This is a genomic window from Sediminihaliea albiluteola (assembly GCF_014077625.1).
GTDB classification, from domain to species: Bacteria; Pseudomonadota; Gammaproteobacteria; order Pseudomonadales; family Halieaceae; genus Sediminihaliea; species Sediminihaliea albiluteola.
This window is the reverse complement of the sequence record NZ_JACFXU010000013.1, coordinates 184,645-205,549: the sequence shown is the minus strand read 5'-3', so window position 1 is coordinate 205,549 and position 20,905 is coordinate 184,645. Positions and strand designations below refer to the sequence as shown.

Below are 20,905 nucleotides of genomic sequence, written 5' to 3'. Positions count from 1 at the left end.
AGTCATATCCTGCTACTGCGCTATTTGTTGTAAATAATAATCCGCTAACTCTAGGTCACCCGGTCGGGTAATTTTTATATTCGACGCACTGCCTTCCACGACTTGCACGGGATAGCCGGCCCACTCCATTGCCGAGGCCTCATCGGTGATCAGCTGACCCTGGGCTAAGGCTCGTTGCAATGCAGAGCGCAGCTCAGCAAAGCGGAACATTTGCGGCGTTTGTGCACGCCAAAATTGCTGCCGATCCACCGTTGTGGTCACCCGCCCCTCAACATCCACCTGTTTTAAAGTGTCTAGCACTGGCTGAGCGAGAACCGCTCCCAAGCCACTCTCTAGAGTACGCGCTACTAGGGCTGCAATATCAGCGGCTGAGACACAGGGCCGCGCCGCGTCATGCACTAAGACCCAGTCCTCATCATATGCAAATTTTTGCAATGCAGATAAAGCGGAGAGCACCGAGTCACAGCGCTCGGCGCCGCCTTGGGCTCGCAAGACTCGTGGGTTGCTCAGCAGGGGAAGTCGCGCCGCACGCTCATCATTAGCTTGCAGCGCCACGACGACGCGCTCGATCCGGGGATGATCGAGCAGCGCCTGCACGCTGTGCTCTATCACCGTTGCGCCGGCTAGAGGCAAGTACTGCTTGGGGCAGGCAGCCCCCATACGCTGACCAACACCAGCCGCTGGCACCACTCCCCAGAGCCGCGCCTTAGTCACGAGTCGGCCGCTGTTTTTTATCAAGGACCTGATAAAACACTTCACCTTCGCGAATCAGGCCTAACTGCTCGCGAGCGCGCTGCTCTACGCTCTCATTGCCACCTTGCAACTCCAGCACTTCGCGCTCTAAGACAGCGTTGCGTTCACGCAACTCATGGTTGATCAGGCTCTGCTCTTGCACTTGCTGTTCTAGGCGGTGTTGCTCAGCCAAGCTGCCTTCGGCAAACCACAGGCGGTATTGCAGCACCAGCAAGAGCACAAGCAGAGCAGATAGAACCCAACGCAAGGTCACTTAGCTCTTAAATTCAGCGCGGCCGCGGTAAGGTGCACGCTCATTGCCTAGCTCAGCTTCAATGCGCAGCAAGCGGTTATATTTAGCGACGCGATCTGAACGGCACAGAGAACCGGTCTTAATCTGGCCGGCGGCGGTGGCAACAGCCAGATCCGCAATAGTGGTATCTTCCGTTTCACCGGAGCGGTGGGAAATCACCACGGTGTAGCCGGCCTGTTTGGCCAGCGCAATGGCATCCAAGGTTTCGCTCAAGCTACCAATTTGGTTGAACTTGATGAGGATCGAGTTAGCCACACCGCGCTCGATGCCCTGCTGGAGAATCTTGGTGTTAGTCACAAAGAGGTCATCACCGACCAACTGCACTTTGTCACCGATTTTATCAGTCAACAGTTTCCAGCCATCCCAGTCAGACTCGTCTAAACCGTCTTCGATAGAAATAATCGGCTGCTTGGATGCCAGCTCGGCCAGATAATCAGCGAAACCTGCACTATCAAACTTTTTGCCTTCACCGGCCAAGTCATAGACGCCATCTTTATAAAACTCAGAGGCCGCACAGTCGAGCGCCAGAGTGACATCAGTGCCCAGCTTATAGCCGGCATTTGCCACAGCCTCGGCAATCACCTCAAGCGCCGCTTCGTTGGAAGGTAGGTCTGGAGCAAAGCCACCTTCATCACCAACTGCAGTGCTTAAGCCGCGAGCGGAGAGCACTTTTTTCAGATGGTGGAAGATCTCAGCACCAACCCGCAGGGCTTCAGCAAAGCTAGTGGCAGCAACTGGCTGCACCATAAATTCTTGAATGTCGACGTTGTTATCAGCGTGCTCACCGCCGTTGAGAATATTCATCATCGGCACAGGCATGCTGAAATAGCTGGTACCGTTGATGTCTGCAATGTGCTGGTAGAGAGCCACGCCGCGGGCTTGGGCAGCAGCTTTTGCAGCGGCCAAAGACACCGCTAGAATCGCATTGGCGCCAAATTTCGCTTTGTTTTCAGTGCCATCGGCATCGATCATCAGCTGGTCTAGCTCACGCTGAGCAGTCGCGTCTTTGCCCAATAGCAAATCACGGATCGGGCCATTCACATTAGCGACTGCCTTGAGCACACCCTTGCCGAGGTAACGCTTGTTGTCGCCATCGCGCAACTCCAGTGCTTCGCGAGAACCCGTTGAGGCACCTGAAGGCGCGCAAGCTGCACCGACCACTCCGGACTCCAGCGTAACCTCAGCCATAACTGTCGGATTGCCGCGCGAATCCATTACTTCGAAAGCCTGCACGTTGGCGATTTTGCTCATGGGTTTAACTCCGTCTATACGATTAATCTATTGGATTTCCAGCACTGGAAAGTTTTTTACCAAATCATCGAGTGCTTTGATCTGGCTCAGAAAGGGCTCTAACAAGTTCAGTGGCAAAGCACTGGGACCATCACAAAGCGCCTGATCAGGGTCTGGGTGGGCCTCTAAAAACAGTCCGGCTAAGCCAGTGGCCATGCCAGCCCGGGCTAGATCTAATACTTGACTGCGACGCCCACCAGAAGCGGCGCCCATCGGGTCGCGACACTGCAGGGCATGAGTGACGTCAAAAATTAGCGGAATGTCGCCGCAAGCTTGCTTCATCACGCCAAAGCCGAGCATGTCCACAACCAGGTTGTCATAACCAAAGTTGCTGCCGCGCTCGCAGAGCATTATTTTGTCATTGCCACATTCGCGGAACTTTTCCGCCACATTGGCCATTTGTGAAGGCGACAAAAATTGGGGTTTTTTGATATTAATCAGGGCACCGGTCGCCGCCATTGCGGCCACTAAATCAGTTTGTCGCGCCAAAAAAGCCGGCAACTGAATAATGTCACAGACCTCTGCCGCTGGCGCGGCCTGTTCCGGCGTATGTACGTCGGTAATCAGCGGCACATTAAAGGTTGATTTCACTTCAGCCAAAATGCTCAAGCCCTCATCGAGGCCGGGGCCGCGAAAAGAGTGGATGGAGGAGCGATTAGCTTTATCAAAAGAGGCCTTAAAGACATAGGGAATGCCCAGGCGCTGACACACAGTGACGTAGTGCTCGGCGACTTTAAGGGCAAAGTCACGGCTCTCCAAGACGTTGACACCGCCCAGCAAGACAAAGGGCGCCGAATTGGCAATAGTAATATCGCCTAGGGTCAAAGTTGTTGTAGTCACGACTCTCGATCCTCTCTGCTGCGCTAAAGGCCTCAGCCAAAGCTAGCTTAGGCTAGCTAGGCTTGGGCGTGCTTCAATGCAGCTTCAACATAACTGCTAAACAGCGGGTGGCCACGGTGTGGCCGCGAAGTAAACTCTGGGTGGAACTGACAAGCCACAAACCACGGATGCTCAGGCAGCTCAACCATTTCTACTAAGGAGCGGTCGGCAGACCAGCCACCGATGCGCACCCCGGCATCGGTCAACTGCTCAACGTAGTTGTTGTTAATTTCATAGCGGTGACGGTGGCGCTCCATCACCGTATCAGAACCATAGATTGATTGAGCCATAGAGCCAGGCTCCAAGTGACAGAGCTGGGCACCGAGACGCATCGTGCCGCCAAGGTCGGAGTCTTCGCTGCGCTGCTCCGTACTGCCATCGATATTTTGCCACTCGGTGATCAGGCCGACGATAGGATGGGGAGTGTTGGGCTCCATTTCGGTGGAGTGGGCACCTTCTAAGTGGCAGACATTGCGCGCGTATTCGATCAATGCCACATGCATACCCAAGCAGATGCCTAGGAATGGAACCTTGTTCTCACGGGCATATTGCACCGCGGTGATTTTGCCTTCGACACCGCGGTCACCAAAGCCACCGGGCACAAGTATCGCATCGGCTTTTTCGAGCACCGCGGTACCATCACGCTCGATATCTTCCGCGTCAATATAATCGACCTCCACTTTGACCAGTGTTTGCAGGCCAGCGTGCTTGAGGGCTTCGTTCAGAGACTTATAGGCATCCAGCAAATCGGTGTATTTACCCACCATAGCGATGCGCACTGTGCCACGAGGCTCGGCAAACTCGCGGCGCAACACTTCATCCCACTCACTCAGATCGGCCTTGCCACAGTCTAAGTTCAGGCGCTCGACGACGATGTCGTCTAAGCCGCGCTCATGCAGCATGCCCGGAATACGGTAGATTGAGTCCGCATCCATCAGGGAAATAACCGCCCGCTCTTCCACATTGGTAAACAGGGAGATCTTCTTGCGTGCAATCTGGTCAATTTCTACCGTACTGCGGCAGAGCAGAATGTCTGGCTGTAAACCGATAGAGCGCAGTTCTTTAACCGAGTGCTGGGTGGGCTTGGTTTTGGTTTCGCCAGCAGTGGCGATATAGGGCACCAAGGTCAAATGCATCAGCAGTGCTCGGTTGACACCCACTTCAATGCGCAGTTGCCGCAGTGCTTCCAAGAAGGGCTGACTCTCGATATCGCCAACAGTACCGCCCACTTCAACCACCGCCACGTCAGCATCGCCAGCGCCCAAAATTACTCGGCGCTTGATCTCATCAGTGATATGGGGAATGACCTGAACCGTGCCGCCGAGATAATCTCCGCGACGCTCTTTACGCAGCACCGCGTTGTACACACGGCCCGTAGTAAAGTTATTGGCGCGACGCATGGTCGCGTGGGTGAAGCGCTCATAGTGACCAAGATCAAGGTCGGTTTCGGCCCCGTCCTCGGTCACATAAACTTCACCGTGCTGAAACGGGCTCATAGTGCCCGGATCCACGTTGATGTAGGGGTCCAACTTGAGGAGGGTAACTTTCAGTCCGCGTGCTTCCAGCACTGCAGCCAGGGATGCGGCTGCAATCCCCTTACCTAAAGATGAAACCACACCACCGGTGACGAAGACATATCGCGTCATGAAAAGCCTTTCTATACGCTGTAGTTCGGGACACACAGAACTTGTACTCAGCTGTACCTGTGGGGCACAGATCGGAGCACAAGACCTGCAAAAAGATGGGAAATCAGTTTACTGGAAAGCAGCCCTCTGCTCAATCTCAGGGGGTGGGAGTATTTCGCTTCCAGCGCACTTGCCAGGAGGGACCAATGGCTTGCAATCGGCTTGAATCGCAGAGCCACAGGTCGCCAACTGCCAGCAACTCATCTCCGAGATAGAGCAGCGGCACTCGATTGCGCCACCAGGGCGGCACTTTTGCCTCCTGCAGTAATTTTTTCAAACTGCGAGTTCCAGCCCGCCCAGGGAGTCGGCAGCGCTCTCCCCCACTACGCCAGCGCAAGCTGAGCGCTTCCCCAGCCTGCAGTGCTAAGCCGGGGCCCTCCGCTTGCACTAGGCTAAGAGTACCCAGCGCCGGGTCGGTATACGACTCCCCCAGCTCTAGCTGCTGAGACTCAGGCAGAGCCTCATCCAGCGCAGCCGGTAGGCAGTACAGGCCCTGCTGAAAGCGCTGCAAGCAAATACCGGCAGATTGCAGTTGTGCCTGACTCGAACTATCGCCCGCTCGCAGCTGGCGCAAAAACTCCAACAGAGGCGCGCTGGCAGGGGCCTGAGTGTGACCCAGTTGCTGCAGCCAATCGCGCAACACCTGGGCTGCCTCGCTATCAGGCAAATCCAACAAAGGCGCTAAAGCCAAACCGGGGTCACCGCAGCGCGAGTAACAGCGCGGCACTTCCGGCAGCGCCCTGCGCAACTGATCCGCGGCATCGCGCAGATGCGCTGCCGCACGGGCCACTGTGTCGCGATAAGCAGGCCAGCGGCTGTCTAAGAGCGGCAGCACCTCATGGCGCAGAAAATTACGATCCAGCGTCGTATCAGCATTGGAAGGGTCGTCGATGCTTGGCAGCCCATGCTCTTTGGCGTAGTGCGCCAATTGCTCGCGAGTCACATCCAGCAGTGGCCGAAACAGCTGCCCCTGCCCCAAGGGGCGACTCGGCGGCATAGCGGCCAAGCCCTCAACGCCAGCGCCGCGCAGCAAACGCAGCATAAAGGTTTCCACTTGATCGTCTTTATGCTGGGCGACAAATAACACTTCGCCGGCGCCCAAATGGGACTCAAAGGCCGCGTATCGCGCATCGCGGGCCGCAGCCTCTAGGCCCTTACCTTCAACAGTGACCCTCACTTGCTCGCAGATAAAAGGCACTGCCAAGGTTTGACAAAACTGTTCGCAGCGACGCTGCCAGCGATCGGCCTCAGACTGTAATCCGTGGTGTATGTGCAGCGCCTGCAAGGGCGGAAAATCTGGGTTGGCAGCCCGCAGGCTGACCAGAAGGTGCAACAGGACAGTGGAATCGAGGCCGCCACTAAAGGCAACTAACCAGCGTGGCGCCTCCCGCAAGCTAGCTAAAGCGGGAAGCACTTGATCAGATAAGTGTTTAGAGCGGCTCATAAGCTATGGGCGCCACCGAAGCCCGCTGGGGTATGACTATGAGCCGTAGGACATCAAGCGCTGGTAACGCTTTTCAAGCATTTCCTCCAGCGGCATTTCTTCCAGACGCTTCAGCTCAGTAATAATATGTTCACGGACCCGCTCAGCCATCAGATCGACATTGCGGTGAGCGCCACCTAAGGGCTCTTCAATGGTGGCATCGACAATGCCTAAGTCCTGCAGTACAGCGGAGGTAACCCCCATCGCTTGCGCAGCATCGGGCGCGTAATCGGTGCTCTTCCAAATAATATTGGCGCAGCCCTCGGGAGAAATCACAAAGTAAGTGGAGTACTGCAGCATGGCCAAGTGGTCTCCCACGCCAATACCCAGAGCGCCACCCGAGCTGCCCTCGCCAATCACAATACAAATAATGGGCGTTGCCAAACGCGACATCACCGCCAGATTCTGGGCAATCGACTCACTGATACCGCGCTCTTCTGAGTCGATACCGGGATAGGCTCCCGGGGTGTCGATCAGGGTAATCACCGGCATTTTAAAACGCTCGGCCATCTCCATCAGTCGCAGCGCCTTGCGATAGCCTTCGGGCTTGGGCATACCGAAGTTACGCAGCACTTTATCTTTGACCGCGCGGCCCTTTTCCTGGCCAATGACCATCACCGGCCGACCATCAATTCTGGCCACACCACCGACGATTGCCCGGTCATCGCCAAAGTGGCGGTCGCCGTGCAGTTCATCAAACTCAGTAAAAATACGCGGAATGTAATCCAGGCTGTAGGGACGCAGTGGGTGGCGAGCCACTCGAACAATGTCCCAAGCACTTAAATTACTGTAGATTTTCTCGGTCAGTCGGGTACTTTTTTCACGCAGTTTCTCGATTTCATCGCTGATATTTATCTCAGCATCTGAGCCCACAAGCTGTAGCTCTTCAATCTTGACCTCAAGCTCGGCGATAGGCTGTTCAAAATCAAGGTAGTTGGGATTCATTCGTACTCGACTCAATTTTTGGAAATGGCCGCACAGTGTACAAAATTAATCTGGCAGGCACCAATAGTAGTAGGCTTTAGCTGCCAACCAGGCTAATCATCACCCCAGCGGCGACCGCAGAACCGATCACTCCAGCCACATTGGGGCCCATAGCATGCATCAGCAAAAAGTTATGAGGGTTAGCCTCAAGACCAACCTTATTAGAAACTCGCGCGGCCATTGGCACTGCAGAGACACCGGCTGAGCCGATCAATGGGTTCAGCGGCACCCTGCTTAAGAGGTTCATCAACTTTGCCATCAACACCCCAGAAGCTGTGCCAATGGCAAAGGCCACTATGCCTAAGCCAAGAATGCCCAGGGTGCTGCTGTCGAGAAACTTATCCGCCACCAATTTGGAGCCTACCGACAAGCCCAAAAAGATCGTGGTGATGTTGATCAAAGAATTCTGCACGGTATCAGACAAACGCTCCACCACACCGCACTCTTTCATCAGATTGCCAAAACAAAACATCCCCAATAGCGGAGCAGCTGCGGGTAAAAGCAGAGCGACAAGAATTAACAGCAGCAAGGGAAACACTACCTTTTCACGTTTCGATACGGCGCGCAGCTGAGTCATTTCAATCGCCCGCTCCCGCTTAGTGGTCAGGGCACGCATAATCGGCGGCTGAATCAACGGCACTAGCGCCATGTAAGAATAAGCCGCCACAGCAATGGCGCCAAGCAAGTCCGGGGCCAGAACGCTGGACACATAAATAGCGGTGGGGCCGTCAGCACCACCAATGATGCCAATAGCAGCAGCATCAGCGATACTAAAATCCATCCAGCCTATTGCCGTTAAACCCACAGCGCCAATCACCGTGGCAAAAATCCCGAACTGGGCCGCCGCACCGAGAAATAAAGTTTTGGGATTGGCCAGCAAAGGACCGAAGTCCGTCATCGCCCCCACGCCCATAAAAATCACCAGAGGGGCCACGCCGCTGGCAATGGCAACAGTATAGAAACTGTGCAGCATGCCATCGCTGTAACCCGCCGCCGACACGACACTTTCCACAGCTAATTGCGCCGTAGGGGCCGCGCTGTAAAAAGCCTTCATCAGGCTTTCTATACCACTGCCCGCACTGACACCTAAATAGCTGGCAATCTCAGCTAGCAGCACTGCATCGCCTTGGTGCAAAGCGTTCTCTAAGGCGGAATAAGCCAAGCCTGCACCGGGAATGTTGGCCAAAATACCGCCAAAACCAATAGGCAGTAATAGCAAGGGCTCAAAGCCTTTGCGAATGGCAAGAAACAGTAGCAGCAGGCCAATCAGGATCATAATCCCCTGACCAACTTCCATCTGCGCCAGGCCAGAGGAGCCCCACAAGGTCATTAAATTTTCCATCTTGGCTTAACTCAACTTGACCAGAGCATCACCAACATTGACCGCATCTCCTGCCTTGACGCAAAGCTCAGTGATACTGCCATCCCGAGGGGCACGTACTTCGGTTTCCATTTTCATCGCCTCGAGGATCAGTAGCACATCTCCCGAAGCCACCACCTGTCCCGCAGAGACCAGCACTTTAACAATGGTCCCAGCCAGCGGCGCTGGTAGAGGCTCACCTGCCCCTGCTGTGCTTGCCGCCACTGGCGCCGCTGGTTCTAGCGAGGCCGCAGCCTGAACTGAGCTAAGCTCGCCACCCTCAGCAACTTCCACTACGTAACTTTGACCATTGACCTTCACGCTATACAGCGCTGGCCCCGTCTCAGTGGCTGGCGCCGCAGGCGCCACTAGCTCAGCAGCTGAACGCTCCACTTCAACTTCGCTGCCAGGAGCCGGCTCAAAAGCATCGGGGTTGCCGCGATTGGCGAGAAACTTCAAAGCCACTTGCGGAAATAGCGCATAGCTTAAGACATCATCGATCTCTTGCTCACCGGCGCTGAGGCTTATGCCCTGCTCACTGGCCAAACTGCGCAGCTCATTAGTGAGCTCATCCATTTCGGGCGCAAGTAGATCGGCGGGACGACAGGTAATCACCTCTGCCCCTTCCAACACGCGCTCCTGCAAGGCCTTATTGACTGGCGCCGGCGTAGCGCCATACTCGCCCTTTAACACGCCAGCTGTTTCACGGGAGATCGACTTATAGCGCTCACCCGTCAACACGTTAATCACTGACTGGCTGCCGACAATTTGTGAGGTAGGAGTGACGAGGGGAATAAAACCGAGATCTTCCCGCACCTTGGGAATCTCCTCCAAGACCTCGTCGAGACGCTCAGCAGCGCCCTGCTCGCGCAGTTGATTCTCCATATTAGTCAGCATGCCTCCGGGCACTTGAGCGACCAATATGCGCGAATCAACACCGCGCAGCGAACCTTCAAATTTGGCGTATTTCTTACGGATCTGGCGAAAATAAGAGGCGATGCTTTCCAGCTTTTTAATATCTAAGCCGGTATCGCGGTCCGTGCCCTGCAACATGGCGACCACAGTCTCTGTCGGCGAGTGGCCATAGGTCATGGACATAGAGGAGATCGAGGTGTCCACATTGTCGATACCGGCTTCTACACACTTCAAAATAGTGGCAGTCGACAAGCCAGTGGTTGCGTGGCACTGCATGTGGATGGGGATATCACAGCTCTCTTTTAAACGCTTAACCAGCTGATAACCCTCGTAGGGGCTCAGCAAACCGGCCATATCTTTAATGGCAATCGAGTCCGCCCCCATGTCTTCGATACGCTTACCCTGCTCAACCCAGGTCTCGATGTTGTGCACCGGGCTCAAGGTATAGGAGATAGTGCCCTGGGCATGCTTGCCGACTTTATTCACCGCCTTGAGCGCCACTTCAATATTGCGCATGTCGTTCATCGCATCAAAGATACGAAAGACATCTACGCCGTTGTGTGCCGCACGCTCGACAAACTTTTCTACGACATCGTCCGCGTAGTGCCTGTATCCGAGTATATTCTGGCCCCGAAACAACATCTGCTGAGGTGTATTGGGCATAGCCTTTTTCAGCTCGCGAATACGCTCCCATGGGTCTTCCCCTAAGTAGCGTATGCAGGCATCAAAAGTAGCTCCGCCCCAACTCTCCAGTGACCAGAAACCAATCTGGTCCAACTCGGCAGCGATCGGCAGCATGTCATCCAAACGCAGACGCGTGGCAAACAGTGACTGGTGGGCGTCACGCAATACAACATCGGTAATACCCAGCGGGTGTTTAGTGCTTTCCATCGGAGCTGAACCTCTTGTGGCTAAACAATTTGCGCGAAAACGCGCCTACTGCCCTTTGCGGTGTTGGTGGATTGCGGCAGTGATCACTGCCACTAGCTGCTCGTCATCAATGACTGCAGCACTAGGCGCTTGAGCTGGGGCCGCCGGGGCCGCAACAATTTCAACTTGCGGCTCGGGAAAGTAGCGCTGGATAACACGCGACATCAGCATGGTAGTCAAAATCAGCAGGGCGAGAAACAGCACTACGGTTCCCATCCCGTAGACTAAGAGCTCCAAACCCTGATAGATGATCTCAAACTGCATTTGGCCCCCGAGCTGTGGTCTTGTGGCAAAAAATAGCCGCCTATGATAAATCATCAGCCCCTATGGGCGCCAATAGCGCACTGTGACACATTCCTGAGCTCGCCACACGGCCTGATAGTAAGTATGTCGCATCCGCTTTGAGAGCAGAGTAATGTGCCGACATACTACGTATAATCCCGCTTTTCTCAGAACGAAGTGACTACCATGCGATTAATACTGGCGCCCATGGAGGGTGTCATTGACCACACTATGCGCAATCTGCTTACCTCACTGGGCGGACTCGATCGCTGCGTCACTGAATTTGTGCGGATTAATGACCGACTGCTGCCAAGCCGCGTATTCAAACGACTCTGCCCAGAACTCGATAGCGGCGGCCGCACAGCCACTGGGGTTCCGGTGTATGTGCAATTACTTGGCGGCCGGCCAGAGCCGATGGCTGAAAACGCCGCGCGGGTCGCGGAACTGGGTGCTTTAGGCATCGATATTAACTTTGGCTGCCCAGCCAAAACCGTCAACCGCTCGGATGGTGGTTCCATCATATTGCGCGAGCCAGAGCGCGTGCAGCGCATCGTCGAAGCCGTGCGCAAGGCGGTTCCTAGCGAGCTGCCGGTAACGGTTAAAATCCGCCTAGGCTATGAAGACCCCCTGCTGTTTAAAGACAACGTTCAAGCCATTGGCAGTGCTGGAGCTAGCGAACTGGCCATCCATGCACGCACTAAAAAAGATGGCTATCGACCACCGGCCTATTGGGATCACTGCGCCCTAGCACAAGAGTGGCTATCGATTCCGGTAATTGCTAACGGTGAGATTTGGAGTGTTGAGGATGCCAAACGCTGCCGCGAGATCAGCCGCTGCCCAGATTTGATGCTCGGTCGTGGCGCCTTGTGCCGCCCAGATTTAGCGCGACTAATCGCCAGCGCCAGTGCTGATCAGCCAGTAAATCCCTTGAGCTGGCAAGACATCACAGCACTGCTCTTAGACTTTTTTGAAGCGACCATCGAGAACTACGATGCTCACTATGTAGGCAACCCACTAAAACAATGGTTAGTCTACCTGCGCACTTACTACCCCCAAGCCGCAGTGCTATTTGAAAACATCAAACGGCTGCGCCATGTGGATGATATTCAGCCACATTTGCAGCAGGAGCTGGATCGCTCCCGCTGCTCCACACTGAGCGCAGCTTGACTCAGATTGCGGTTTGCCCACCATCAATAACCAGCGCCGAGCCAGTGACAAAGCGCGCATCATCTGAGGCCAGATAGGCTACTGATGCAGCGATTTCCCGCGCTTCGGCAAAGGTGCCAGTGAGCGGGAACATACGCTGAAACAGGGCCGCATCAGCCCCCTCTGGAATTTGAGCATCCTTGACCAGTGGCGTGTTTACCGCACCAGGACAGATGGCATTAACTCGCACTCCTCGATGGGCATATTCGGTGGCCAGCGCTTTAGACAATTGCAGTACCGCAGCCTTGCTAGCGCAGTAAGCTGAATTATAAGGCAAGCCCGCCAAAGCAGCGGTCGAAGCGATATTGACGATATTGCCGCCGCTTTCTAGCAAGTGAGGCATAGCTGCCTGACAGAGGACAAATACCGAGTTGGCATTCACATCCATCACCCGTCGCCAGCGCTCGATACTGAGATCGGCAAAGTGTCCTGTGCAAACCATGCCAGCGATGTTACAGAGGATGTCCAACTGGCCAAAGTGCTCCACACAAGCAGCAATTGCCGCCTGACAACCTGCGTCATCTGTGACATCTAAACTCAGTGACAGCACATCGCTACCACTGTCGCGCAGTGCAGAAGCTGCGGCTTCCAAGGCCTCACTATTAATATCGCAGGCAAAAACTTTCGCGCCATCTGCGGCCAAGCGCTGCATAGTCGCCAAACCAATACCCGAGGCAGCACCGGTGATAAAGGCCACCTTCCCATCAAATTGCTTCATATGATTGTTATCCTGTTAATTTGTCTACCCTGCTGGGGCTAAGCCCAGCAGAGACTCCAAAGCGACCAAAAAACTTTAATTCTCATTCGGTAAGAAGGAGAAATGCTCCGCGTAGTAAAGCATTTGCTGTTCAAAGCTTTCGGGGTAGCTGAGCATGATATCAACGATTTTGCCATCCTCAATCACGGGCTCTAGATAAGGATTGATGAAACCTTTGTAGGGCGCCACATCCAGAGCGGCGTAACGCTCCAGTACTTCTTGGTGTAACTCTGGATCAACCTGAGTCCCATAATTTTCGACCAAGTGCTGGATAGCCTCAAAGTCTCCCTCAGATTTAATGCGCTGCAGCTCTCGCAATAACTGCCCAAAGAGCTCACGCAATTTCTGATAATCATTGATCACAAAGAAGGTCTTACCATCACGGACGCGGCGCTCGATCACATTGTCCGCCTGACCTTGCTCATAGGCCCAGCGCGCTACCATGGCACGGTTGCGCATATGCGCCTCTTCAATCAACTCACCCGGCTTCAAGCGATACAACTGCGTCATGATGCCGTTGCGAATATAGTTATCGTACTCTGCTTTGCCGGCTTCTAGGCTGGGCATCACGCCCAGCTCGACCAGCTTTGGATCAAGCATGAAGTACAGGGCGACAAGATCAGCACGGCCCTCTTCGGAGGTTGAGCTGTACTGCTTGAGTGTTTCCTTGGGCGTAGCGACACCTGGATTGATCTTACCGGAGGCATGTCCAATCACTTCGTGCATATCGGTGTGCAGAGCGGCTGCTATTTCCTTGTACTGCTCGGCGCGATCAATTTCTGCCTGATCCCAAGCAAATTCTGCCAGCGCCTTACTTGGCACGGCATTATAAGCGTTCACGATATTGCTCAAGCTGACGGATTTAGAGCCGTGATTAGCGCGAATCCAGTTCGCGTTGGGCAGGTTGATACCTATCGGAGTGCTGGGCGAGGCATCGCCCGATTCGGCGACCACTGTAATAGCTTTGCCCAAGATACCCTTAACGGTCTGGCGCTTGTGCTCATCCATGATGGGCGAGTTATCTTCAAACCACTGGGCCTGGGCACCAATAGCCGCTATGCGTTTGGTGGTTTCTTCATCCCGAAACGACACCACTGACTCAAAGGAGCCACGGTAAGCGATGGGGTCGTTGTAGACTTCAATAAAGCCGTTTATCACATCAATACGTGACTCGCTGTCCTCTACCCAGGCAATGCTGTAGTCGTCGAAGTCCTGCAAGTCACCTGATCGGTAGTACTTAACCAAGAGTTCCAGTGCTTTGCGCTGCTTGTTGTTCTCGGCCACGGTAATGGCTTTTTCCAGCCACAGCACGACCTGCTCCAGCGCTTCGCTGTACATGCCGCCAACTTTCCAGACTCGCTCTTCAAGCTCACCCTCAGCGTTCTTAACCAACTTTGAATTGAGGCCATGTGAAATGGGCGTATCGCCACCATCTTTAGCGCGCTCGGCGTAAAAGGCGCGCACCTCCTCCTCTGTCACCCCTTCATAGAAGTTAACGGCAGAAGCGGCGACTTTATCGACATCAGCGGCTGTGTTGACTTTTTTAGCTGCGACATCTGGCTCGAAGATAATGGGCATCAGTTGCGACACTAGATCCATAGCTGTCTCGCCTGGCGCTAGCGGGAGGTCACCGGAATCAGCTACCGAAGCCACTAAAATAGCGAAGTCATGGGCGCTAAACTGCGGCTGAAATTTCAAGGTGGAGTAATGATGATGGATGCCATTAGCAAACCACACCTGCTTGGTGTACTCCATGAATTGCTTGAAAGCTGGCACATCTCGCTCACCCTCGTAGTGCTTCACGATGGCTTCTAAAGTGCGCCGGATCTTCAAGTTATGCTTGAAGTTTTGATCCCACATAATATCGCGGCCAGCATAAGCCGCCTGATGCAGATAATAGAGCAGCTCTTTTTGCTTCAAGCTGAGTTCATCAAAACCCGGCACCTCGTAAGCCAGCACCTGAATATCGGCAAAGCGATCAATCACATAATTAAACTCTGCCTCATGCGGGCTTTGCACCGCATTGGAAACAGCTGCAGCCATCGGGGCTTGTGCAGCACTTGCTGTCGTTTGTTGCTCGGAAGTACCTGGGTCATTACACGCCACTAGCAGAGCGGCCATGGGAAGCAAAAGGAATTTTTTCATGGGATCCTGCGTATCGTTATTAATGAGCGACTAAGGCTGGGCACCAAGTATCAGCAAAGCATAATAGCTACTCCCCATGACACCCGGTGATTACCAAATTTTTCGCCAATCACTGGCAAGTGCGGCTATGATACCGACTCTGGCAGGATGACGCACGGCCAATGACCGGCTGCAACTGTTCTGCGAGGGGCGAATAAAACGCGGTCTCAATTCCGTTTTTCCTCTTGGGGCAATAATCTTTATAATTTCAGCCACGAGTCATCGCGCTCACTCAATTTTTACACAGGAAACTAAAATAATGACGACAGCCAAAGGTACAGCTGGAGATCCTGCTCTAGATTCCGGGTTCTTCGGTCACCCCAAGGGGCTCTCAACCCTATTCTTTACTGAAATGTGGGAGCGCATGAGTTATTACGGTATGCGCGCACTGCTCGTACTGTTTATGACCGCTTCGATACAAGAGGAAGGCTTAGCCTTTACTGTAGCGGCATCCACCGCCATTTATGGCCTCTACACTGGGGCAGTTTACTTCCTAGGTCTACCCGGTGGCTGGATCGCAGACCGCTTACTCGGGGGGCAGCGCACGGTCTGGTACGGCGGCATTATCATTATGTGTGGCCATATCGTTCTGGCAGTACCCAATGACGACACTTTCTTTGTCGGCCTGATTTTAGTGGCCTGCGGCACGGGTTTACTCAAACCCAATATCAGCGCGCTGGTGGGCAAGCTATACAGCGAAGAAGATGTCCGACGTGACGGTGGCTTCGCACTCTATTACATGGGTATCAATATAGGCTCAGTGCTGGGCTATACCGTGTGTGGCTATTTCGGCGAAAAAATTGGCTGGCACTGGGGTTTTGGTGCAGCCGCCGTCGGCATGGCTATTGGCTTGATTCAGTACCGCAAGACCATAGGCAACCTGGGCACCGTTAGCTTGAAGCCGGAAAGTCCCATGTCAGAAAATGGCGCCCGCATCGCTTGGCGCGTCATCGCTGCGCTCGCTGCTGGCACCGCAGTGTTCACTTGGCTAGCGCTGTCCGACCGAGTGACGATTAACCCGGTAGTAGTTTCTCAGTATCTGGCGGTAGTGTTTACCCTGATCTTTTTCCTCTACTACGGCTACATCTACTTTATGGGTGAGCTGTCGAAAGTGGAAAAGAAGCGCATGTGGGCCCTCTTTTTAGTCTGTGTTGCCTCAGCTTGCTTCTGGTCAGGTTTTGAACAGGCCGGCTCATCACTGAACCTGTTTGGGCGAGACTATACACAGCGCATGATCGGCTCTTTTGAGCTTCCAGCCTCTTGGTTCCAGAATGTGAACCCGATGTTTATCATCATTCTGTCGCCCTTTTTTGCCGCACTGTGGATTAACCTCGGCAAGCGTTTGGTTTCCCCCTCCTATGGCATGAAATGTGCCGTTGGTTTGCTGATTATGGCCAGCGGCTTCATTGTGATGTTCTTTGCCGCGCAAGCTGCTGCAGAAGGCCTCAAAGTCGCTCCTTACTGGTTGATCACGACCTACTTCCTTCACACTGTCGGCGAACTCTGCCTCAGCCCAGTTGCACTGAGTGCGGTTAGCAAACTGTCGCCGCGCCGCTTTGCCGGACAAATGATGGGCATATTTGTACTGACCTACTCCATCGGCAATATTATCGCCGGCCTGCTGGCGGGAAATTTTGACCCCAATAATGTGCAGGAAATGCCCAAGCTTTACCTGCAAATTGCACTGTTTAGCATTGGCGTAGGCATTATCGTCGGCCTAGTCAGCCTAAAAGCGAAGCGCTGGGAAGGTTTCGACCACAAGGGCTCAGTGCCGGTCGCTACTGATACCCCTTAATCGCTAGTGCCTGCTAGGCAGGCAGCTTGCCAACAGAACTCTTGGGCTGTTTTTGCGGCCCAAGAGTTTTTTGTTTTAGGCGACCACAATTACTGGCGCCGGCCAGATTGCTTAAGCAAAAAACCGCTTTATCACTGGGGCCATTAACTCAAGCGAATAACAGCACTCTGGCAAACAACTACTAAAAACCGTACATTTTCGCCCTACAAAACAACGATCACCACGGAGCGCACAAAGCGGAGTGCACACTTTTAAGCTCTTATTTCAAGGGCAAATAGCTAAGTCTTACGATCCTGTGGCTGTGCGGCAGCGCTTTGCTAAGCTAATGGGCATCAGGGATGCCGCCCGTCTGGAGTACTATTTTTCTGGCCAGAAGATTATTCTATTCTCTGGTTTAGACCGAAAATCTGCCGCTGAACGCTATCAGCAATTCCAGCAGCTCGGCCTAGTTGTTGAGTTACTTCGCAGTCAAGATCAAGCAGATGCGCCAGCCCTAAGCGCTAAGCACGCCCGCAATAAGAGCCCTAGCAAAGCGCGTTCTAAAACTAGTGCGCAGCTGGCAGTGCCGAATTTTTATGCCCTAGTCCCCTTTCGCAACTCTGCTACAGCCCGCAATCGCCCTGCACAAGCGCAAAGCTCAAAGCGGCGCTGGCTGCTATTGTGCGCAGCAAGTGCTCTGGCCTTAATTGCCACCGTCATTGCCGGCTCGCTGAGCACTCCAACAACTGTGCCTACAGGACCACTGAGCTTCACAGCGAACAGCATGGGCGAACTCTTACTACTCACTGAAGACTCTGTGTTACGGCACAATCACGCCGGCATTGGCAGCGAGCGTATCGCGCTGCAGGAATTGGGTTTTAGCACTGCCCGCGGAGTGTTCGCCAGCGGCGACCAAGAGCGCTATTTCCTGCTCGGCAACACAGTGAGCGAAGAAGCTGAAGATCAGGGCGCCGCGCTTGCATTATGCGCCTTGAAAAGCCGTCTCTGTGAAGCCTTTGGCCCTCAATCTGCACTCCCCGAAGCAGTCACCACCCACCCCGACAGCGGCGTTGTGTTCCAGGCCTTCTCTGAGCAAGGCCTAGTGCGCAAGCTGGGGCCTGATGGCGCAATACTAGCCACGGCTAAGCAGCCTCTGATCACTGCCCCAACGCTGGTGCTGCATCAAGGCTTGCTCTATACCCAAAGTCGCGAAGGACCAGCGCTGAGTGTCCTGCGCTATGAGGACCAGGCCCTGGCCGAGCAACTTGACCAAGTGCTCCTGCTCGCCCCCCCAGCGCTGGAAGCCGGCCGGGAAAACATCCTCAGTTTCGCTAAGCTAGGTGAGTTTTGGTGGGTCATATTAAGCGAGCCCGAGGGTGGCGACCGAGGGCTGTATCTCTTCGATAGCCGCTGGGCCTTTGTCCGCGAGCTGCAATTTGAGGGCAATTTTAGGCCTGAACAGCTGCTGGTCTGGGGCCAAAAGTTATTGGTACTGGACCCATCACAAAGTGATCTCGCGCGATTCAACAGCCAAGGACAAGCAGAAGTAGCACTGACATCCAATCTATTTTTAGAACTGATTGAGGAGCGACAAAAGCAGCAACGCTGGCAGAATTTTTGGCAACAGGGGCTGAGCACTCTGTTGGCAACCCTATTTCTCTGTGCCGCGGCAATGGTCTATCTACAATCACTGCGCCAACATGTGTTCAAAGATTGGAACATCCAAGGTGCTGAGCCCCTTGACGCTGTGGCTGGAGATATCGAGTGGCTAAAACACAAGCCAGAGCGTCAAGCGCGCTTGCGGCGCTGGGCCAATCGCTACCTTGCCAGCAGTTGCAGCTGCGCACTGTTGCTTGCCGGCCTAGTCATGCCCAGTGCTGCGCAGCTGACTGCCCTAGTGCTATTTCTCACTGGACCAGCACTGGCACTAGAAGTTTATATCCGCAAAGCTAAGGGACATATTGGGCTGCTGGCTAAACAGCTGATACTGGTAGACCACCGCGGGATATATCATCACGCTGACAGCGAGCGAATCCGCTATCGCAACTGGTTTTTAATGATTGACGATGTGTTGATATTTGCTGGCCCAAGCTGCTTGCCAGGCTTTGACTTAGAACAATTAAAAAGTCGCGTGGTACCACTGTCACGCTTTGGCCGCAGAGCGGATCGCTCGACGGTGCTGACACTCTTGTTAGAAACACGGCACCCACTCGCTGTGGGTGCCGGATTGATCACAGTGACGACAATAGCTGCGCTCTTAGTGCTGCTTTAAGCGTCCTGCCAGCCACATTGGCGACCGCGGTTTTGCTCTACCAGCCAAGTTTTAAGCGGCGCAAAGTACTCCAGCATGGCGGAGGGGTCGACGTCTCTAGAACCGGTAAAGGCCTCTAGCGTATCCTGCCAGGGCACGCTCTTGCCGGCACTCAACATCTTATTCAGTGCCTCTCCGGCCTCCTTGCTACCGTAGGCTGAACAGGCGTGCAGTGGCCCTTTAAAGCCAGCTTTCTCACACATTTCGCGGTGGAACTGAAACTGCAACAAATGCGCTAAAAAGTAGCGGCTGTAGGAGACGTTAGCTGGGATGTGATATTTAGCACCGGGATCAAAGGCATCCTCAGCACGCGCTACCGGACTACTCACGCCTTGGTATTTACGGCGCAGATCCCACCAAGCTTGGTTGTACTGCTCCGGCGTGAGCTCCCCAGCAAATACCTGCCAGCGCCATTTATCCATGATGTAAGCAAAGGGCAAGAAGGCAACCTTATCCAGAGCCAAACTCATCAGCTGAGCAATATCCGTGGCATCACTGCTCTTAGGTAGCTCGTCGAGCAAACCAATCTCCACCAGGTAGGCCGGTGTGACAGATAGGGCAATTGCATCACCCACTGCCTCATGAAAACCTGGGTTAGCGGAGCCCCGGTAGTAATAGGGCTGCTGATTATAGGCCCGTTGATAGTAATTGTGGCCTAGCTCATGGTGTACCACTCGCACTTCTTCACCCGTGCGCTGAATACACATCTTTATACGCAGATCATCTTTGGCGTCGACGTTCCATGCGCTGGCATGACACACCACTTCGCGGTCCTTAGGCCGGGTAAACAAAGAGCGCTGCCAAAAGGTTTCAGGCAGTGCCTCAAAACCCAGTGAACTAAAAAAGCCCTCTGCCATTTTGACCATATCCCGAGCATCCATATCGCGCTGCTCAAGTATTTGGGTCAAGTTGAAAGGCGCTTGGTATTCGCCGCCCATTACTAAGTCTTCAATGTTAGACCAACCTTGGGCCCACATGTTGCCCAGCAGATGCGCTGGAATGGTGCCGTCATCAGGCAGCACTTGCTCACCGTAAAACTCACCCAAGCGACTGCGCACATGACACTGCAGCTCATCGTATAAAGGCTTAGATTCCTGCCAATAGCGCTCCATGTCCTGAGCAAAAGCTTCACCACTCATGTCATAGCGGCTGCGCCAGTAGTCGCCCAAATCTTCATAACCTAGATCCTGAGCGCCTTGATTAGCCAGCTCCACCTGACGAGCATAAATGTCTCGCATCGGCGGTGATACTTCACGCCAGCCCTGCCAGAGTTGCAGCAGTTCTTGTGGATCGCGACTGCTGGCCATGCGCAAACTCATATCGCGCAACACTTGGCAGTTACCGCTTTCATCGCAATATTTGCCAGTGGAATAAATACTCTTCAGCTGAGCACCCAGTTCCACTAACTCGGTCGTGAGGGCCTCATCAGCCGGTGAGGGCACAGTCACCCCCTGCCTAATCAACTCAAGATCTCGGCGGGTCTTCTGCGACAGGCCCGGCAGTGCTAAATAATCGCGGGCCTGGCGGGCATTGTTACCGCCTTCTATGGTGGATTTTTTACTGGCTGATACGGCTATCTGCTGCGTGTCGTGAGTAATAAAATTTTGAAACACCCACTCAGCCCGAGTGCCCTCTAGCGATAGCTGAGTAGAGCGCTGCCCAGCCTGATCGATGAACTCGCGAACGTCTTGCTCACTCAGGCTGTCTGCGGCTAAGCCCGAGACACTTGTCACAGCTGTTACTAATAGCAGTGGCCTCAGCCAGCCCCTCGCTTTCCTTTTGACCATAATCCTTCTCCCTTAATTTACTGCTTGCCCCTC

16 protein-coding genes are annotated in these 20,905 nt (G+C 54.1%); 3 read left to right on the top strand and 13 right to left on the bottom strand.

The features are described from left to right. Positions 1 to 12: 12 nt before the first annotated feature. The 10 genes from ispD to H2508_RS01975 all read right to left on the bottom strand — a co-directional run bounded on the left by ispD (position 13) and on the right by H2508_RS01975 (position 10,835). Positions 13 to 714 carry a 2-C-methyl-D-erythritol 4-phosphate cytidylyltransferase gene (gene ispD / locus H2508_RS02020; RefSeq protein ID WP_182168736.1) on the bottom strand — a complete coding sequence of 234 codons (702 nt, stop codon included), beginning with the start codon at positions 712 to 714 and terminating at the stop codon, positions 13 to 15. Next, the gene (locus H2508_RS02015) at positions 707 to 1,006 is read right to left on the bottom strand and encodes a septum formation initiator family protein (RefSeq protein WP_456238865.1); all 300 of its coding nucleotides are present in this window, start codon (positions 1,004 to 1,006) and stop codon (positions 707 to 709) included. Before H2508_RS02015 ends, ispD begins: the two co-directional genes overlap by 8 nt. After that, the gene (gene eno / locus H2508_RS02010) at positions 1,007 to 2,296 is read right to left on the bottom strand and encodes a phosphopyruvate hydratase (protein WP_182168735.1); all 1,290 of its coding nucleotides are present in this window, start codon (positions 2,294 to 2,296) and stop codon (positions 1,007 to 1,009) included. Positions 2,297 to 2,323: 27 nt separating this feature from the next. Then, positions 2,324 to 3,175 (bottom strand): 3-deoxy-8-phosphooctulonate synthase, encoded by an 852-nt coding sequence (kdsA, locus tag H2508_RS02005; protein ID WP_182168734.1) that lies wholly within the window; start codon positions 3,173 to 3,175, stop codon positions 2,324 to 2,326. 56 nt (positions 3,176 to 3,231) lie between these two features. Beyond that, entirely contained in the window at positions 3,232 to 4,860 is a 1,629-nt protein-coding gene (locus H2508_RS02000; protein ID WP_182168733.1) for a CTP synthase, read from the bottom strand. 136 nt (positions 4,861 to 4,996) lie between these two features. Then, positions 4,997 to 6,343, bottom strand: a complete 1,347-nt coding sequence (gene tilS / locus H2508_RS01995) for a tRNA lysidine(34) synthetase TilS (protein WP_182168732.1) — start codon at positions 6,341 to 6,343, stop codon at positions 4,997 to 4,999. 36 nt (positions 6,344 to 6,379) lie between these two features. Continuing rightward, the gene (accA, locus tag H2508_RS01990; protein ID WP_182168731.1) at positions 6,380 to 7,327 is read right to left on the bottom strand and encodes an acetyl-CoA carboxylase carboxyl transferase subunit alpha; all 948 of its coding nucleotides are present in this window, start codon (positions 7,325 to 7,327) and stop codon (positions 6,380 to 6,382) included. Positions 7,328 to 7,403: 76 nt separating this feature from the next. Beyond that, complete coding sequence (locus tag H2508_RS01985; protein ID WP_182168730.1) at positions 7,404 to 8,708, bottom strand: sodium ion-translocating decarboxylase subunit beta; 1,305 nt, start codon at positions 8,706 to 8,708, stop codon at positions 7,404 to 7,406. Positions 8,709 to 8,714: 6 nt separating this feature from the next. Continuing rightward, a complete protein-coding gene (gene oadA, locus H2508_RS01980) occupies positions 8,715 to 10,532 on the bottom strand; it encodes a sodium-extruding oxaloacetate decarboxylase subunit alpha (RefSeq protein WP_182168729.1) in 1,818 nt (605 codons plus the stop codon). A 45-nt stretch (positions 10,533 to 10,577) separates the two neighbouring features. Further along, positions 10,578 to 10,835: an OadG family protein gene (locus tag H2508_RS01975; protein WP_182168728.1), complete on the bottom strand. Its 258-nt coding sequence runs from the start codon at positions 10,833 to 10,835 to the stop codon at positions 10,578 to 10,580. 204 nt (positions 10,836 to 11,039) lie between these two features. On the opposite strand from H2508_RS01975, the gene H2508_RS01970 reads away from it, so the two are divergent. Next, the gene (locus H2508_RS01970; RefSeq protein ID WP_182168727.1) at positions 11,040 to 12,020 is read left to right on the top strand and encodes a tRNA dihydrouridine synthase; all 981 of its coding nucleotides are present in this window, start codon (positions 11,040 to 11,042) and stop codon (positions 12,018 to 12,020) included. A 1-nt stretch (position 12,021) separates the two neighbouring features. Here the strand turns inward: H2508_RS01970 and H2508_RS01965 are convergent, their stop codons facing one another. Both H2508_RS01965 and H2508_RS01960 read right to left on the bottom strand, forming a co-directional pair. Continuing rightward, positions 12,022 to 12,777: an SDR family NAD(P)-dependent oxidoreductase gene (locus H2508_RS01965; RefSeq protein WP_182168726.1), complete on the bottom strand. Its 756-nt coding sequence runs from the start codon at positions 12,775 to 12,777 to the stop codon at positions 12,022 to 12,024. A gap of 75 nt (positions 12,778 to 12,852) precedes the next feature. Then, entirely contained in the window at positions 12,853 to 14,961 is a 2,109-nt protein-coding gene (locus tag H2508_RS01960) for a dipeptidyl-peptidase 3 family protein (RefSeq protein WP_182168725.1), read from the bottom strand. 298 nt (positions 14,962 to 15,259) lie between these two features. On the opposite strand from H2508_RS01960, the gene H2508_RS01955 reads away from it, so the two are divergent. Beyond that, positions 15,260 to 16,795 carry a peptide MFS transporter gene (locus H2508_RS01955; protein WP_182168724.1) on the top strand — a complete coding sequence of 512 codons (1,536 nt, stop codon included), beginning with the start codon at positions 15,260 to 15,262 and terminating at the stop codon, positions 16,793 to 16,795. A gap of 241 nt (positions 16,796 to 17,036) precedes the next feature. Continuing rightward, on the top strand, positions 17,037 to 19,046 hold the full coding sequence (locus H2508_RS01950) for a hypothetical protein (RefSeq protein ID WP_182168723.1): 2,010 nt from the start codon (positions 17,037 to 17,039) through the stop codon (positions 19,044 to 19,046). Here the strand turns inward: H2508_RS01950 and H2508_RS01945 are convergent. After that, the gene (locus H2508_RS01945; protein ID WP_182168722.1) at positions 19,043 to 20,872 is read right to left on the bottom strand and encodes a M2 family metallopeptidase; all 1,830 of its coding nucleotides are present in this window, start codon (positions 20,870 to 20,872) and stop codon (positions 19,043 to 19,045) included. The genes H2508_RS01950 and H2508_RS01945 overlap by 4 nt on opposite strands. Positions 20,873 to 20,905: the final 33 nt, after the last annotated feature.